This is a genomic window from Mucilaginibacter hurinus (genome assembly GCF_003324525.1).
Taxonomy (GTDB): Bacteria; Bacteroidota; Bacteroidia; order Sphingobacteriales; family Sphingobacteriaceae; genus Mucilaginibacter; species Mucilaginibacter hurinus.
In genome coordinates this window covers 43,552-59,895 of the sequence record NZ_QGDC01000008.1, presented here as the reverse complement: position 1 = coordinate 59,895, position 16,344 = coordinate 43,552, and the positions used below count along the sequence as shown (strand labels likewise).

At 43.0% G+C, this 16,344-nt stretch carries 14 protein-coding genes and 1 tRNA gene; 9 read left to right on the top strand and 6 right to left on the bottom strand.

The features are described from left to right. Window positions 1–7: 7 nt before the first annotated feature. Window positions 8–2,785: a right-handed parallel beta-helix repeat-containing protein gene (locus DJ568_RS14280; RefSeq protein WP_114005974.1), complete on the bottom strand. Its 2,778-nt coding sequence runs from the start codon at window positions 2,783–2,785 to the stop codon at window positions 8–10. A gap of 448 nt (window positions 2,786–3,233) precedes the next feature. Between DJ568_RS14280 and DJ568_RS14275 the strand changes: the two genes are divergently transcribed. The 4 genes from DJ568_RS14275 to DJ568_RS14260 all read left to right on the top strand — a co-directional run bounded on the left by DJ568_RS14275 (window position 3,234) and on the right by DJ568_RS14260 (window position 7,906). Then, the gene (locus tag DJ568_RS14275; RefSeq protein ID WP_114006089.1) at window positions 3,234–3,884 is read left to right on the top strand and encodes a 3-keto-disaccharide hydrolase; all 651 of its coding nucleotides are present in this window, start codon (window positions 3,234–3,236) and stop codon (window positions 3,882–3,884) included. A gap of 183 nt (window positions 3,885–4,067) precedes the next feature. Further along, complete coding sequence (locus DJ568_RS14270) at window positions 4,068–6,941, top strand: PVC-type heme-binding CxxCH protein (RefSeq protein ID WP_114006088.1); 2,874 nt, start codon at window positions 4,068–4,070, stop codon at window positions 6,939–6,941. A 349-nt stretch (window positions 6,942–7,290) separates the two neighbouring features. Further along, a complete protein-coding gene (locus tag DJ568_RS14265) occupies window positions 7,291–7,704 on the top strand; it encodes a hypothetical protein (RefSeq protein WP_147238765.1) in 414 nt (137 codons plus the stop codon). Window position 7,705: 1 nt separating this feature from the next. Next, window positions 7,706–7,906, top strand: coding sequence for a helix-turn-helix transcriptional regulator (locus DJ568_RS14260; protein ID WP_114005972.1), 201 nt, complete (start codon window positions 7,706–7,708; stop codon window positions 7,904–7,906). A gap of 66 nt (window positions 7,907–7,972) precedes the next feature. Here DJ568_RS14260 and DJ568_RS14255 read toward each other — a convergent pair whose 3' ends face one another. Further along, complete coding sequence (locus DJ568_RS14255) at window positions 7,973–9,205, bottom strand: DUF4185 domain-containing protein (protein WP_114005971.1); 1,233 nt, start codon at window positions 9,203–9,205, stop codon at window positions 7,973–7,975. Window positions 9,206–9,624: 419 nt separating this feature from the next. On the opposite strand from DJ568_RS14255, the gene DJ568_RS14245 reads away from it, so the two are divergent. The 3 genes from DJ568_RS14245 to DJ568_RS14235 all read left to right on the top strand — a co-directional run bounded on the left by DJ568_RS14245 (window position 9,625) and on the right by DJ568_RS14235 (window position 11,466). Then, window positions 9,625–10,491 (top strand): SPFH domain-containing protein, encoded by an 867-nt coding sequence (locus DJ568_RS14245; protein ID WP_114005969.1) that lies wholly within the window; start codon window positions 9,625–9,627, stop codon window positions 10,489–10,491. Between the two features lie 400 nt (window positions 10,492–10,891). Beyond that, on the top strand, window positions 10,892–11,104 hold the full coding sequence (locus DJ568_RS14240) for a hypothetical protein (RefSeq protein ID WP_114005968.1): 213 nt from the start codon (window positions 10,892–10,894) through the stop codon (window positions 11,102–11,104). Then, window positions 11,101–11,466 carry a hypothetical protein gene (locus tag DJ568_RS14235; RefSeq protein WP_114005967.1) on the top strand — a complete coding sequence of 122 codons (366 nt, stop codon included), beginning with the start codon at window positions 11,101–11,103 and terminating at the stop codon, window positions 11,464–11,466. Before DJ568_RS14240 ends, DJ568_RS14235 begins: the two co-directional genes overlap by 4 nt. Before the next feature lie 3 nt (window positions 11,467–11,469). Here DJ568_RS14235 and DJ568_RS14230 read toward each other — a convergent pair whose 3' ends face one another. Further along, window positions 11,470–12,045 carry an NUDIX hydrolase gene (locus tag DJ568_RS14230; protein WP_114005966.1) on the bottom strand — a complete coding sequence of 192 codons (576 nt, stop codon included), beginning with the start codon at window positions 12,043–12,045 and terminating at the stop codon, window positions 11,470–11,472. 3 nt (window positions 12,046–12,048) lie between these two features. Here DJ568_RS14230 and DJ568_RS14225 point away from each other — a divergent pair, with 3 nt between their 5' ends. After that, complete coding sequence (locus DJ568_RS14225; RefSeq protein ID WP_233496697.1) at window positions 12,049–12,891, top strand: M90 family metallopeptidase; 843 nt, start codon at window positions 12,049–12,051, stop codon at window positions 12,889–12,891. 4 nt (window positions 12,892–12,895) lie between these two features. On the opposite strand, the gene DJ568_RS14220 is transcribed toward DJ568_RS14225, so the two are convergent. Next, window positions 12,896–13,642, bottom strand: coding sequence for a metallophosphoesterase family protein (locus DJ568_RS14220; protein ID WP_114005964.1), 747 nt, complete (start codon window positions 13,640–13,642; stop codon window positions 12,896–12,898). Between the two features lie 54 nt (window positions 13,643–13,696). Beyond that, window positions 13,697–13,768: transfer RNA gene (locus DJ568_RS14215), tRNA-Arg, on the bottom strand. A gap of 75 nt (window positions 13,769–13,843) precedes the next feature. Here DJ568_RS14215 and DJ568_RS14210 point away from each other — a divergent pair. After that, a complete protein-coding gene (locus tag DJ568_RS14210; RefSeq protein ID WP_114005963.1) occupies window positions 13,844–14,395 on the top strand; it encodes an arylesterase in 552 nt (183 codons plus the stop codon). Between the two features lie 20 nt (window positions 14,396–14,415). Here DJ568_RS14210 and DJ568_RS14205 read toward each other — a convergent pair whose 3' ends face one another. Further along, window positions 14,416–16,203 (bottom strand): DUF885 domain-containing protein, encoded by a 1,788-nt coding sequence (locus tag DJ568_RS14205; protein WP_114005962.1) that lies wholly within the window; start codon window positions 16,201–16,203, stop codon window positions 14,416–14,418. Window positions 16,204–16,344 lie beyond the last annotated feature (141 nt).

Here is a 16,344-nt window from a genome sequence, read left to right as displayed (position 1 = left end):
CATTCTTTTACGGGGTGATAGATATGTTGTAAGATAAATTATCTGTTCCGCTAGCTGGTGCTACATCATAAAATATATTGATGTTGCTAGCATCAGCGGTGACGTACGATACGCCTGCGGATGCCTGGTTAGCTGGCTGCACTAATACAACGCTATTAGAAGTAACCCCGACTCGTCCATGAGGGATGGTAACTGTAGTTCCACCTGTACCGCTTGCTATGTATTTCGCAGACGCTGGGGTCTGGCTAATTACAAATTCCGTAGTAGCTAGTTGAGTGTTGTTGGTACCAGGTGCTGGCGTGGGGGCAGTTGGGCTGGCACCAAAACTGACAACCCTCGTAAGTCTGTTTATGTTCCATACGTCGCCTATTATCACACCCACGTTATCTAGTGAGCGTAATTGTAAGTTTGAACTCGAATTAAGATAAAAGTCGAAATATCGTATTCCGCTCCTGCCTATTGAAAAACCCACGGGCTCGGAACCAGGCCGTTCAAATCTAATACCGAATGCTTGATTGGTAATAGTGTTAACACGTGTAAAGGTGTTATCGGAATTCGAGTTTACTTTATTATTTAGCTGGCTTTGAACTGGAGAAGTAAGCCCTGAAATATATCCTAATTCAGTGGTGGTAACGGAACTTTCAACATAGCTATTGTTTAAACTTGTAATAACACGATTATTTGCCCACGAAATATTGTCGGCACCCCGTTGGTAATAACCCCCAGCTCCCACATTGCCTGTAAATAAGTCAGTTGTTATGTTATAAATATTGTTATTACTTACGTTTGCAGCGTAATTTCCGCTTAATCTAATCCCTTTAAACGAGTTCAACGCGGGCGCATATAAATTATTACCGTTGATAGTAATTCCAACAATAGGGCTTTCCCTAAAATTAGTTACACTTACAGCAAACTGATCAGCAAGGGTAACATTGGCTAACACATTGGAGCTATTGATAACATTTCCTAAGATTGACAGACCTACAATGTTGTCATAAACTGTATTCCGGCTGTCATACTTAATTGCATTACTGCCTATGTTATTAAAAGTGTTGCCTTTGATAATTATTGTTTTCGGAAGATAATTGCCAGCCCCGTCCTGTATATAAATGCCGTGGTTAGATGGAGATGAAATTACATTGTTTACAAAAATAAGGCTATCACCCCGATTGCATAAAATTGCCTCACTTGCGCCGCTTGTAGCCATATCTACATTTTTTATAGCGAATCCTGCACCAAGTTCAGTATATACACATCGTGAAGTAGACCTTATTCTCCCGCTATTAATTGATAAGCCTTTGTAACCGGCTGTAGTTGATAAAATACCCGTGGACTTTACATTTAAGTCAATATTGTTGATTGTATTGTTATAACCAATATCATTAATCCTTACCCCCGGCACCCCTACAGGGGTGCCCACTACAGTAACTTTCTCAATGTAATTGTCGTGGATCAGCTTATCACCGGGTCCTAATTTATCACCTACTGAAAGTATTATTGCATTGGTGCAGTTGCCTTCTACAGCAATTAAGCCAATATAATTATTCCGGGTACCTTTAAACACATACAGCGGATCGTTTATATTCTCTACCTTAAAATCCACAGCGTTATTATTTTGAGTTAAGCCGGCTTCTTGATATTTAAACATATCTTTAATAAGTATGCTGCCAATGTATGAATTACTCATTGAGCCAAACTCTACACCATCGTCATTAGCACGATTGGACACAATTCTTGTTATAAAAAGATTGTTGCATCCCTTATTTACGTCCAGTGCGGATTTAGTACTGTCGCCGTAGATGTAGTCAAATGAAACGAAAGATACATTTTCCAAAAAAACGCCTTGGCCGGAATTGCTCGTCGTATCGGCACTGCCGAATACTTCAACAGTGCTCCCTTTAATGTACTTTGAGCCGCTACGGATGGCTACACCAATATTTCCCCGGCCATACACCTTGATGTGGCCTATTGTAACATTTTCTGAGCTATCGATTGTTAATGCCCTGTGCGTAGCAGAAACCCCTCTTGGTCGTAAACGCCTGCATGTGTAACCCCCTATGTTTACATTTTTTGTTCCACGTATAGTTATCCCATTTGTCCTTGTACTTCCCGGCCCAGTACCTGTATTAATTCCCCCGGGGAAAATAAATATAACACTCTCCGGACCATCTGTAAGCATAGTAAAGGGTTGTGAGATAACCACGTTATTGTCTATAATATATTTCCCTGCATTGATGTATAATGATTTATCATTGGCTATACAGTATTTGTAAGCGGCTATCAGGGCTTCTCCATCATTAATGGTGCTGTCACCTCTGGCACCGAACCACCTTAAATTAACAAAGTCATCAGACATTTGCCTTACCCAAAAGCCAGAACCTTTTCCAATTGCCGGCCTTACCACCCCGCTATCGATAGTTAAGCCCGACGCGACATAGGTAAACAGTCCACCCCGATTTTTCTCCTCTACTAATACCGATGTCGCCTTACCGGTGTAATCCTGGAGGTTGACCATAGTATTGACGGTCGCCACCGTACTATCCGTCTTCGCCAGGTTAACCTTTAATAGCACGTTCAATTCGGAAGCTGTATACCAGCGATTCCAGACATCTCCGGTTTTAGCCCAGATTTCATGAAAAGGATTTGAAGATGCGCCGTTCATCCGGAACTCCGGTGTTATTAAGGGCGGCGTAGGGGTGGGTAACACCAGGCTGTTGGTATCTATAGTTTGCGCCGATACATTCATATTAATTGCTACCAACAAAAAGTAAAGGAATTTTTTCATCGTTTGTAAGGTTAAATATCAATTTAAGTTAAGCTTTTTGAAGTTTTATTACCTTAAACAAGCCTCGCTACTCTTATTTGTCGAACATACGTTGCTTGAAGCACGTGTTATGCACGTAAATGCTAAGCTACTGTCTCTTAAAGGGCTTCTTTGCCGGGAGTAACTAGGCGATGAAAATGTCGCCGCCCATGACTGATGACATATGATCAGTTCGCGACAGCGCGTTTCGGGTTGATCTAAGACAGAAGGTTACTAATATGAATGACATGTGTTAGGTTAAAGTTGCTGCATACAATTATGCGAGGTTTTGAACATAAATGTAACAAATTAATATGTTGATTACCCACAACACGTTTTTTTTATACTTTTGATTATGCGGAAGGCGCAACCACAGCCTGTTAACCAATTAACCGCGCACGTAAATTATATTCAATTAAACTATTCGATAATGAAAGTAATAACCTTGGCGTTATTAGCGGGTGCTGTGTTACTGGGCAGTTTTACAAATCCGGTGCCATCAAAAAAGCCTATCCGTTTATTTAATGGAAAAAACTTTAGCGGGTGGGAGGGAGATACCATTAATACCTGGCGTATCAAAAATGGTGAGATAATAGGCGGCTCTTTAACGCAAACGGTACCCCATAATGAATTTATTGCTACAACAAAGAATTATGGTAATTTTATACTTAAAGTAAAGGTGAAATTACTTGGTAACGAAGGTTTTATTAATACTGGTGTGCAGTTTAACAGCCAGCGGATAGCTAACCCGCCGTATGAAATGAAGGGTTATCAGGCCGATCTTGGAGATGGTTTTTGGGGCTGCTTGTATGATGAAGCGCGCCGTAACAAAATATTAATTAAACCCGACTCGAACCTGGTTGAACGAATAGTGAAACGCGGACAGTGGAATGATTATGAGGTATGGAGTGAAAATGGCCGCATACGCATAAAGCTTAACGGAGTGCAGACTATAGATTATACTGAGCCCGACGGCACTATACCGCAAACCGGATTAATAGCTTTTCAAATACATGGTTATGGTAAAGCCGAAGTGCATTATAAAGATATTTATTTAACACAATTACCTGCCAAAAACTAAGTTACTCTTTGTGTAATAATGCAATCGATTGCTATTTTACAAATTATTTTACCAAGATAATATATGATCAAATCATTTTCAATTGAAAATCAACTGGTTATATATTTAAACAAGGTTTTCTAAAGTCGATTATTTTATCCATTTTAGATGGCCTTAACAGCTGATATAAACACTAAAGATACTATGAATTTATTTCGCCCTATTTTTAAACTATTAACCAGCCTTGTCATCTTGTCTGGATGCTATTTCACCACTGACGCGGCTGCCGCCCAGCCTGCCGACACGTCAAAAATTACGAGGGAATATACACTCGAAGCCACCATGTTGGGTTATATGGGTACCGACGGTACACGTAACCCTGTATTACGTGCCAATAAAGGGGACAAAGTAAAAATAACTATTGTGAACGGCGAGGTGATGACGCACGATATCGCCCTTGAGAAGATGGGTATTAAGAGTAAGGTACTCGTTGAAAAGGGCTCAAAAGCCAGTATAGTTTTCACCGCGCTCAACAGCGATACATACTACTGTACTGTACCGGGGCACCGTGCTGCTGGCATGGTGGGCCGCTTTGACGTAGTGGATGGCCCTATTACCAATCAGCCTACGGTAAAAGGGGTAGTGCCCGTTAAAAACGGTAAGCCATTAAACCTGAATTTTGAGGCCGGCAATTTAAACGACTGGACAGCAACTGGTGATGCCTTTACAAATCCTATTGTATCAGAAGAGCCTTCGCCAGTACACGCCAAAGAAATGCATGTGGGCTTCGCGGGCAAGCATTTTGCAACCAGCGGCGGTACAAAAAATTACAAGCAAACCGGTACGCTAACATCGGTGCCGTTTAAAGTTACGCACCCTTTTGCATCTTTCCTGGTATCGGGCGGCGCATTGGTTGATACCCGGGTTGAAATTGTTCGCGCAGATAACGACAGCGTATTTTTTCATATCACCGGCCAGGGGCGGGCTACATTGCAACCGGTTGTAGTTGATTTAACGCCGATTATAGGAAAGGATATATACGTGCGCCTTGTTGATAAGGAGACAGGGGTGTCACAAATCCCGTACATATGGGATGATATCTGGGCGCATATCAGTTTTGATAATTTCCTTTTCTATCCTTCGCGCCCTGACTTTACTAACGAACTTAAAGCGAAAGACATCATCATTCTTCCGCCGCTTGATCCTGTTATTAACTCAGGCTTGTCTGGCATAGACGCTGCTAAAGCCATGACTGTGCCACAAGGTTTCAAGGTAACGCTTGCCGCATCTGAGCCGCAGATAGTGCGCCCGATAGCATTTACTATTGATTGGCGTGGCCGTTTGTGGGTAGCCGAAGCGCACACCTACCCCAAACGCGCGCCTGAAGGCGAAGGCAAGGATCGTATTTTGATATTTGAAGACACTAATGGCGACGGAACCCTTGATAAAAGAACGGTTTTTATTGAGAACCTTAACCTGGTTAGCGGCATCGAGGTAGGCATGGGCGGTTTGTATGTTGGCGCCGCGCCATACCTCATGTACATACCCATTGATGATAAAAACGACAGGCCGGCCGGCCCTACGCAGATATTGCTTGACGGCTTTGGCCTGGAAGATACCCATGAAACCCTTAACAACTTCCGTTGGGGGCCTGATGGCTGGTTGTACGGCTGCCACGGGGTATTCACACATTCAAACGTGGGTAAACCCGGCACGCCCAAGGAGCAGCGTGTTCGCATAAATGCCGGATTATGGCGTTTCCATCCAACTACCCAAAAATTCGAGTTATTCTCTGAAGGTACAAGTAACCCGTGGGGCGTAGATTTTAATGACTACGGCCAGTCGTTCCTGACGGTATGCGTTATCCCGCATATGTTTCAGGCTGTGCAGGGTGCCCGTTACCTGCGTCAATATCACGAGTCGTTTAACCCGTATACCTACGATATTATACAACCCATCGGCGACCACGTACACTACGTAGGCGACAGGGGGCCGCATGCAGGTAACTTCCGGTCGGCCTCAAAAGGCGGCGGACACGCTCACGCCGGCGCTATGATATACCTTGGCGGCGACAGCTGGCCAAAAGTGTATCATGATAAAATATTTATGAATAATATTCACGGTGCGCGTACCAATATGGATATACTTACCCGTAATGGGTCTGGTTACACAGCGTCGCACGGTCCCGACTTTTTGCTGGCTAATGACACCTGGTCGCAGTGGCTTAACTTGCGGTACGATGCCAGCGGCTCTGTTTTCGCTATAGACTGGTATGATAAAAACCAGTGCCACAGCCCTAATCCTGACGTACATAACAAAACCATGGGGCGTATATTTAAAATTAGCTACGAGACCGATAAATGGGTACAGATTGATCTTTCCAAAAAGTCGGACATGGAACTGGTGAACTACCAGCTGAATGCAAACGAATGGTATGTAAGGTGGGCCCGTACCATTTTACAACAGCGCGGACCGAACAAAAAGGTGCATAAAGCACTTAAGAAAATATTGTATGAAAACCCTGACGTAACACGCAAGTTGCGCGCACTATGGACGCTGCATGTTACAAAAGGCTTGTCAGAGCAAGACCTGCTTGAGGTGTTAAATAATGAGAGCGAATACATGCGTGCCTGGGCCATACAGTTACTGGCCGAAGGTGAAAATCCGTCGAACCCGGTGTTAAAAAAGTTTTGGGATATGGCTAAGTCTGATGCTTCGCCCTTAGTAAGGATGTACCTGGCATCGGCTATGATGCGTACTGATGTAACAAAACGCTGGGATGTGCTTAACGCCCTATACCAGCGTGCCGAGGATAAAGACGACCATAATATGCCTTTGATGCTATGGTACTCCATTGAACCTTTAGTGCCATCTAATGAAAACGCTGTTATCGACCTGGCGTTTAAAACGCAGATACCACGACTTTTGCCGTATACCATTAAACGTATTGCAGCAATGGATACACCTGAATCAAAAGCTACGATCCAGTCAATCAGCGACCGTATAAACAAGTCAAGCAACCCGCACCAGTATCACGAGGCGATGATGCTGTTGGAGAAGGTGAAAGAGAAAAAATAAATTGGTGTGATTAATTAAAAAGCGGGCAGCCTTAGGTTGCTCGCTTTTTTTGCATAGACCTGACGTTTAGCGATTATTCAAGACGTTGCGTGTTGTAAAGTTTTGTTTACATTTGACAATCAAACTTTACACAATGGAACAACCGGTTTACAAATTTAAAAAGCGACTGTGGTTATGTTATGTAGGCATAACTTTATCGATACTGCTCTTATTTTTTAGGCATGATTTGCCGCAGCCACCTTTTTGCATATTTAATGGTTTTATGTGCCTTCATGAGGTATTCCCTGGAATAACGGTTGGCAAGTTGCTTTTACTTATTACAAATATCAGTTTATTCAACATCAATATATTGCCATTACAAATAGAAGATGAGCGCGTGGAACGAATGCGTAATTATGCATTTAAGTATGCCTTCAGGCTGGCGGTGATGGGGGCTATTTCTATCGGGTTCTTTTTACCAACAAAGCTAAATATGCTGGTGTACGCCATAATTATACAGGGATATTATATATTGCTTTTCAGGTTATGCCTATACCGGGATTCAAAAATAGTATATAAGTCTGAAGACGCCTGGAGGCACCATATAGATAGGTCAACAAAGCGATTTAGGATTTATCTTAATATACACTTTTTTGCAGCGATGATGACTGCCATGATATTATCAAAAGTGCTTAGTAATCCTGAAGTTTTTTGGGTAGTAACACTAATAAATATAGGTGTAATGGTATTTGTACAAACCATTTATTTCTGCTGGAGAACTTAGTATGACCAATACTGTAAAAATGGAGCGCTCCCGCATCAATCTCTCGCAGCAGGACCTTGCGGAAAAGGTGAACGTATCGCGGCAAACCATTCACTCTATCGAGTCGGGTAAATTTATGCCATCCTATATATTGGCTGTTAAAATAGCAAAGGTGTTTAATATGTCGCCCGTAGAATTATTTGTGTTGGAAGACGGAGACTGATAAGGCATTATACATTATGCCAGCTAAAAAAGAACCACTTAGGCGCTTGGTTGCCCTTATCCATATTTATTGTTGTATTTTTAATTTGATAAAACGCGGCCTGTATAAGTTTGGATTTGCCTGTATCTCATTCTTGAAATCAAAAGCATTTACGTTATAGCTTATCAGCAATTCGTTCGGTGTTGAAAAACTCGGGTGCACTTTTGCATTGTAAGTAAATATGTTTTTTTGTTCCGACTCCTTACACTCATAAACTTCCTGCATGGGCCCGAAGTTGCCGTACGGAGTTTTCCCTACTCGTAGGGCAATTTTTTTACCCATGCTGTCATGTTGGTATACAAGTAAATACCTGCCATCGGCTAAAGCGGTAACGCTTAATTCGTTTGATACGCGGTCGGCTATAAAAGCTACTTTGTTTATATCAGTATTCCAGCTACTGCCATCCCAAAAGCGCCATTCGCTAAACTTTTCAAAATCTTTAGGCAAAACACGTGATACCATCAGCCTTGCTTTGCTTACGCCGTATACGTATACATAACCATCAGGATTGGGTGCGCCTGATGCCTTGGTGTTCACAAAAATACCTGCACCAAATACCTCGCCCTTATTTAAACGCAACGGGGTAACTATCTGCCTGTGATTTTTAAAAGGAGGGCGGCTTCCGGCGGGTATAGCTATAAGGTTGGTACTCAAATCACCAAAAGACCAATCATCATTTTTATCGCTGTTGCGCATATGCCATGCAAAAATATACATGGTGTTATTCATTTCGGTATTTACAAAACCATCTCCCAGCCAGTAATAATCGTCGGGCTGTACATCACCTTTGGTAGCGGGTACAAACATATGAGCGGGTTTGCCATCCTTATCCTTAGCAAATTCAAAGCGGATGTTATCCTTGCTGGCTTCGCCGCCTTTTACATAAGCAACTGAGTTGTGTACCATTACAAAACCTCGTGTGGGTGATTGCAACTTCCCATCCTTTATTTCGCCAACAATGCTGTCGCTGAATATAAACATGGTTTCGGTAGCGTTATTGGCTTTTACATTGTCTTTGCCGTTAAGCGGCATTGCAAATATGCCGTCTCCGCCAAACCACCCCGAACTTCGGTTAAATAAAGCGCTCCACTCGGGTGCCTCTACAACGGTAAACTTCAGTAAGGAGCTGTCTGCACCAGGGGCGTCTGTTGTGGTAAATGTCTCTTTCGCGGTAAAAGCCAGCATTGAAAGAGTTAAGAGGGCAGAGATGGCTAAAGCAAATGGCCTGGTTGTTAGTTGCATAATTGTTGGTATGAGCATACAAAGTAAACAATTAGTGCCTGAAGGGAAGATTTATAGCTGTATTTTTAATGTTACACACGTTTGTAGTCGCCAATTGTGTTTGGTAAAATTCCCCCGGTCTGTCTGATAAATAAGTTCGCCTTGTTATAGCAATGACTTATGTTGGTCTGTAACATTTGATGATGGTTACAGTCTATGTAAAATAAATATATATTACGTAAAATTGCCTATATATATACGGTTAATGATAACAAGGATAATTTATATTGTAGCTGGCTTGATATTGGGGATATTGCTGCTTACCTACGGCGCTGATAGTGTTTCGCAACCCAGTAATGCCTCTGTGTTTATTGGAGTAGCCGAAATAATATTGGGACTGATCACCATGCTTGTTATAATAAGATATATAATCAGAAACTTAAACTAAACAATTACATATGAGAGAAGAATACCAATCAACTACATTTAATTTCAGGCGGTTAATAAAGATAGGCGCTATAGCCATTATTACTTTGGTGGTTGTATGGTTACAACCTATAACGTACGAGAACATTGATGCCGGTAACGTAGGTATAAAAATTAACTTGTACGGAACCGACAGGGGGGTAGATAATATTACTATAGTAACGGGGCGCGTTTGGTACAATACCTGGACTACAAAAATAGTGGAGTTTCCTACCTACACCCAAAGTGTAGATTACGACCCATTTGTTATAACTACGCGGGATGCCGCCGAATTTAATGTAGATCCTAAATTGAATTACCATGTAAACCCGGCTATGGTGCCGCAAATTTACAGGCAATATCGTAAGCCATTAAGCGAAATTGAGCAGCAGTTTATGCGTAACACCATTTATGATGCTTACCGAATAGTTGCAAACAGCTTTTCGTCTGACAGCGTGATGAGCAATCGCGAGCAGTTTGAGAACCGCATACAAACCATGCTGGCAAAAAACCTGGCCAAGGACGGCTTTGTGTATGATCAGCTTACCTCAGCTATTACGCCGCCAGCCTCATTACGCCAGATGATTGATGAAAAAAACGCTTCGATACAAGCCCGGCTTAAAGCCGAGAACGAAGCCAAACAAGCGCGCGCTGAAGCCGAGGTAATGAAAGCCAAGGCTGATGGTGAAGCTACAGCCATGTTGGTGCGCGCACGTGCCGAAGCTGAAGCTAACAGGCTACGCCAGCAGAGCCTTACCCCATTGCTGGTACAAATGCGCCTTATTGAAAAGTGGAACGGCCAACTACCCACGTATGGCACTATACCTGCTTTATTTAAAGATCTTAGTAAAGAAAAATAGATATCAATACCAAATTATATCACAGCCTGCACCTATATCAGGCTTGTGGTTGTCTTTTGTATTCCTGCTTCTCCGTAATGAGTACGTAAGCTTTATGCTGGCAACTGCCGCATTTAAAGCGTTTTAATGGTATAAAGAAAAGTACATGCTTAACAATGAAGCTTCGTTTAACACGTGTATCAAGTGTGCCGTTATTGCATTTCATGCACTTTTTTGTGCTTTGAACAAATAACATAGGTTAAAATCAATTAGGTTAGTTTTGGGTTGTTTAATCCTGTGCAATTTATATCATATTTGATAAATATTTATTTTTTAACATAAAAATATTTTTTGTTAGTGGTTGATTTTGAGCGCGCTTAACCGGGTTAAACAAATATACTTTACACTTGTATAGTATTATATGAAAGCGACAGTACGGGACGGCAATGTAGAGTATCATTATGAAATTATTGCAAGCCAGGGGCAGTTTGAAATACAGTATGCTGGTAACACTGTAGGCGTTATCCAGAAAGGAAGCACATGGCAGCAGATTTCAGGCGCGGCATTGCCGCCGGCAATACTTAAACAGTTGGTGTTATATATAGAGGCTTTTTTTGACAGAACGGGCGTATGAAAAAGCTGCTAATAACATTCACCTTTTTAATAATTGCCCTTGGCAATGCAAACGCGCAGCATAACTTTTCTCTTACCGAATTTAAAGAAAAGCTGGGTAAAATTGATACCCTATGTGATAAGGTATTTTCAGTTAATATAGTGAGCGATACGCTTACTATTTTGGCCATGGGGGGTAAACCGCCCCATCAAAAATATAATATAGCGGCCAAGGGCGATAAAGTGAATATGGATTTCACCAATATAAAAGGTAAACGCGTTTGCATAATAGGCCCATTTGTAAATTACAAAGGTAGGCCACAGGTTACAGCCACCCGGGCAGACCAGTTTGTGGTTGATACATTGCCCAAACGCGACAAATAATTATTACTCTTTCTCGAAAATTTCAGGGTATAGCCTGGCTGCTTTTAATATAAAATTCATTGAATCGGTAACCCATATCTCGCCGTTCATAACCTTATGTAATACTTGCGGCGCAGGCAGGGTTACCACCTGTATATGTTCGGTAGCGTCAGTTTTTTGCGTTGAGTTAAACTCTGCATTAAACATAATAAAGCCGTAGGTAACCTGGCGCAATTTGGTTGGATTAATGGCAATTTTACCCAATGATTTAAGTTGGTTAGCGTTGGCTTTAATACCTGTCTCTTCCTCAAGTTCATTAAGTGCCGATTGTATTACTGATGTGTTTTTTTGCTGCATGCCGCCAGGCAATTCCAAAAGTATTTCGCCTAAGCCGTGCTTGTACTGCCGGGTTAGCACCACCTCGTTCGCGGCGGTAAGTGCCAATACCTGCACTACATCACCAAGCGGTGCCAGGTAGTAATCGTCAACAACATGGTCGGGCGCTAACTGTACGGTTTGGCGTACTATGGGGAACCAGGTACTGGGCGAGGCATCCTCCTCTTGAAGTACCGTCCACTTTGTTATATTATTTAATGACATGGAATGAAGATAACACAATTTATGTGCGCACAACAGCTATATTTGAACTTCACACCTGATAGCATGACTATAACCGTTCTTTGCCTGTTGCTTGCGCTGATAAGTTACTTATGGATGGTATCAAAACGCAATAAAAATGCACCAGCAACTACTAATGAGCTAGCCGGGTATGCAGATTTATTAAACAAGAATGTTGATTTTTACCAAGAACTTGACGATGCGGGCAAAAAGCGTTTTGTAAAACTCGTTGACGGTTTTTTGCAAAACGTACATATCGAGGGCGTAGGGTTTATCATTAATCGGTTAGACAAAGTACTGGTGGCTGCAAGCGCTGTTATACCTGTTTTTGGTTTTCCGGGATGGGAGTATAAAAATCTTACCAACGTTGTTTTATATCCTGATACGTTCGATCACGAATACCAATATGAAGGGAGCGACAGGGAGATAATGGGCATGGTGGGTTCCGGCTCCATGAACGGCCAAATGCTGCTAAGCAGGTCGGCGTTGCTTCGGGGATTTTCAAAGAACAGCAGTACAGAGAACACTGGCATACATGAATTCGTGCACCTTCTTGATAAGTCAGATGGGGCCACTGATGGTGTACCCGAGTACCTGGTAGCACATCAATACGTAATACCGTGGCTGCAGATGATGCACCGCGAAATGCACCGGATTAAAGACGGGCGCTCAGACATTAATCCATACGCCGTTACTAACGAAGCGGAGTTTTTAGCGGTAGCTTCCGAATATTTTTTTGAACAGCCGGAAAGGTTTGAGGATAAACACCCCGAATTATATAAACAGTTAAGCCTGATATTCGCCCAGGATCCTGCAGCTAACGTGTAACTGTTTACATGCGCGACTGTAACACCCGCAGCCCGTTTTCGCTTACCACTAGGCAACTTAACACGCCATTTTTAAAGGCACCGGTATCTATATCAATCCTGTTAGGCTTAAACTCCGGCTCGGGCACTATTACGTGACCATGCACTACGCGGAAACCCCAGTTTTTATTTGATTCCAGGAAAGGGTCGCGTATCCACATAAGGTCCCGTGTTTGCTGCGCTTCAGGCGGATTTTCGGGGTTAAGTCCTGCATGTACAAATAAATAATTTCGCCATTTAAAAACCGGCCGCAGGTTGCGTAAAAACGCATGGTGGCTTGCCGGTATAGCTTTTTCAAACTCATCTTTAAGCTGGTGCCAGTTATAATCTCGTTCTTCTGTAACAAATAATCCGTAGCTTTGTATTAGCTCAAGCCCGCCGTATTTTAACATCGATGCGCCGTAGGGTTCGGGGTCAGCCATAAAATCTATCAACCTGTCTTCATGATTGCCTTTCAAAAAAACTCTCGTTATGCCATCTTTGTGCGTTGCAGTTTGCAAGTATTCAATCACTCCGGCCGAATGCGGCCCGCGGTCGATATAATCGCCTAAATAACAAACAACCGGGTGGGCGGGCTTAGTGACTTCTATGTCGGATTTAACCTGTTCTTCCATTTTCAATAACAGTTCCAGTTGACCGTGAATGTCGCCAATGGCATAAATAACGGTGGCTTGTTCAGCCTCAGGAGAAGGGTAGTTGATAACGTCTGTCATAAAAAATCGTCAAGCTAAAAAAAAGCCTCTCTAAGTTAATTTAGAAAGGCTTTGTGCTCCCGACGAGATTCGAACTCATATCGATGGTACCGGAAACCATAATTCTATCCGTTGAACTACAGGAGCAGTGCCGCAAAGATATAGATTTGACCGATATCATTTAACCGGCGAACAAAAAATAATGCACCGGGTTTATAACGTATGAAACGCGTGCTGTTTTTTGGTGATAGCCTTACCGCCGGCTATGGTTTAAGTGATGTTAATGAGGCGTTTCCTGCGCTTATACAGCAAAGAATATTTGCCGAAAAACTGCAATATGAAGTGATTAATGCCGGCTTAAGCGGTGATACATCAGGCGGTGGCCTGGCGCGGCTAAGTTATTGGCTAAATAATCCTGTAGACGTTTTTGTGCTTGAATTAGGTATAAATGACGCCTTACGCGGGATTGCTCCTGCCACAACTCAAAAAAATCTTCAGGCAATTATCAATCGTGTTAAAGATAAATACCCAAACGCGAAGATGGCGATGATGGGAATGGAGCTGCCGGCATTTATACCGGGGCAGCACGTCGCTGCGTTTCGCTCGATATTTAAACAGGTTGCGGATGCAAACAACATGGCCTTTGTGCCTTTCTTTTTGGAGGGGGTAGCGGGCCAGCGGCATTTAAACCTAAGAGACGGCCTCCACCCATCGGCCGCAGGATACCGTATAATAGCAGAAAAAGTATGGCCCGTACTACGGGCCATACTTTGATAATAAGTTTATATACGATATTATTTTTTAAGCTCTGATGGTATAAATTCCTGCATAACGGCATTCCTGATTAGTGCGGGCGGCAGCAATCCCTGCGCCAGGATAAAGTCATGAAAGCGCAGCGCATTGAATTTTTTTCCTAATGCCTTTTCGGCGTCGGCGCGTAACGATATCATTTTTGTATAGCCGTAAAAATAACTGTTTGCTTGTCCCGGTGAACGATTGGTATAGCGCTCCACTTCCTGCGCAGCCATAGCATGAGATTGTACCACGTATTTCATTAATATGTCCATAGCTTGCTGTGGCGTAATTTTTCCGGCTTGTAGTTCAGGATCTAAAAAAGCCCTGGCGGCACGGAGTAACCTGTAATCAAGCGATACCAGTTGCCCTTCAAGCGGCATGTGGGGTTTAATAATGTACTCTGCATATAAGCCCCATCCCTCAACATTTGTTGAATTGAATGCGTAAAGTGAACGTGCTTTAGAAACGCCCTCTTCTACCATTTTGTCAAACTGCAACTCATGGCCGGGGCGCGCTTCGTGTGCGGTAAGCGTCCATGATGCGGCTTCAAAGGTGAAATCGTCATAGCGGTCTTCTTTTTCGCCCGGGGCAGGCGGCATATTTAACGGGAGTACAAAAACACCGCGCTGGCCGGTATTATTCAGAAAGGGGGGAGGCACCATGTGCGGCGCCGGCGACCGTGCGGTTTCCGCAGCTGTGGCAAGCCGGATAATTGCAGGGCGTGATGGTAAGGTTAGTAATTGTTCCCGGGCTATAATATCTTCAATGCTTTTTAATGTACGTGCGTATAAGGGCATTATTGAATCGCCCGTTATTTGCGCTTTTTTAAGGTCCCGAATAACATCCCGGTAGTCAGCTGAGGGCAGTTGGCGCTTTTTCGCTATCTGTGCAGCAATGTCTTTCATTTGATTTTGTATGTCCGCAAAGGCAGCGTGTGCCAAAGCGACCAATTCGGCCGGGGGTATATCTACCCCGTATCCTTCAAGGGATAATGCATAATCTTCGGGCTGCAGTCTGAAGTCCGTACGGCCTTTCGCTACAACATTGGTGCGGGTCCACTCGTTAAATTCAGCAACCTGTTTCTTCAACGCGGCGTATGCGTTTTCCCAGCCCGTTAATTTGTGCTTCTGAAATAGTTTCTCTATACCTGCGATAATACTTTCGTTACGGCCCAGTTCCTTTTCCATATAATCTTTTGATGGATATATCATGTTGGGCCCGGCGCCGATTTGTTCGGTTATGCGTTGTTTAAGTATTGTAGTAAGGGGCGTGTGAGCTTTATTGATACCGGTGTATTTTTTAAGGCGGGTAATAGCTGCCACACGACGTTCGGCCGGGGTTTGGTCATCAAGTAATATCTCTAACCCATCGTAAACAATACTGGCTATATTGTAAAATGGCACCTTGCGTTTCCTCGAAAAATCCTGCTGACGAAAGCCAAATTGAAGGCTATTTATAAGAATTTCAAGGTCTTGTTTTACATGTGGGTTGGGTTCCGTGCGTAGTGCCGCTTTATAGATATCTACAAGAGCGTTCTCTTCGCGTCGTTGCGCAAGTTCGTTAGCCAAGGTTGGCTTTGATACCAGGGTATCATACTGGGCCAGGCCCTGGGACGAGCCATATTCCGGAGAATATTTCTTGTCCAGTTCGATAAGCATTTCGGTATACTTGTCAGATACACTTACCCAGTCCTTGTTATGGGGAGTTGATTGCGGCTTTGCTGCAAAGGGCGCTATCAAGAGCGCACATAAAAGTGTCGCCCCCGTAAGAGATGATGCTTTAATCATGATAAACAAATATGAAGTCAATCGCTAATATACAGCAGATTTCCGATTCTCAGGTACCGGCATCTCCAATAAAAAAAGCTTCGACAACGTTTTACGGTTATCGAAGCTGATAATTACTTGAGCGTATAAAATCCTGTCTCG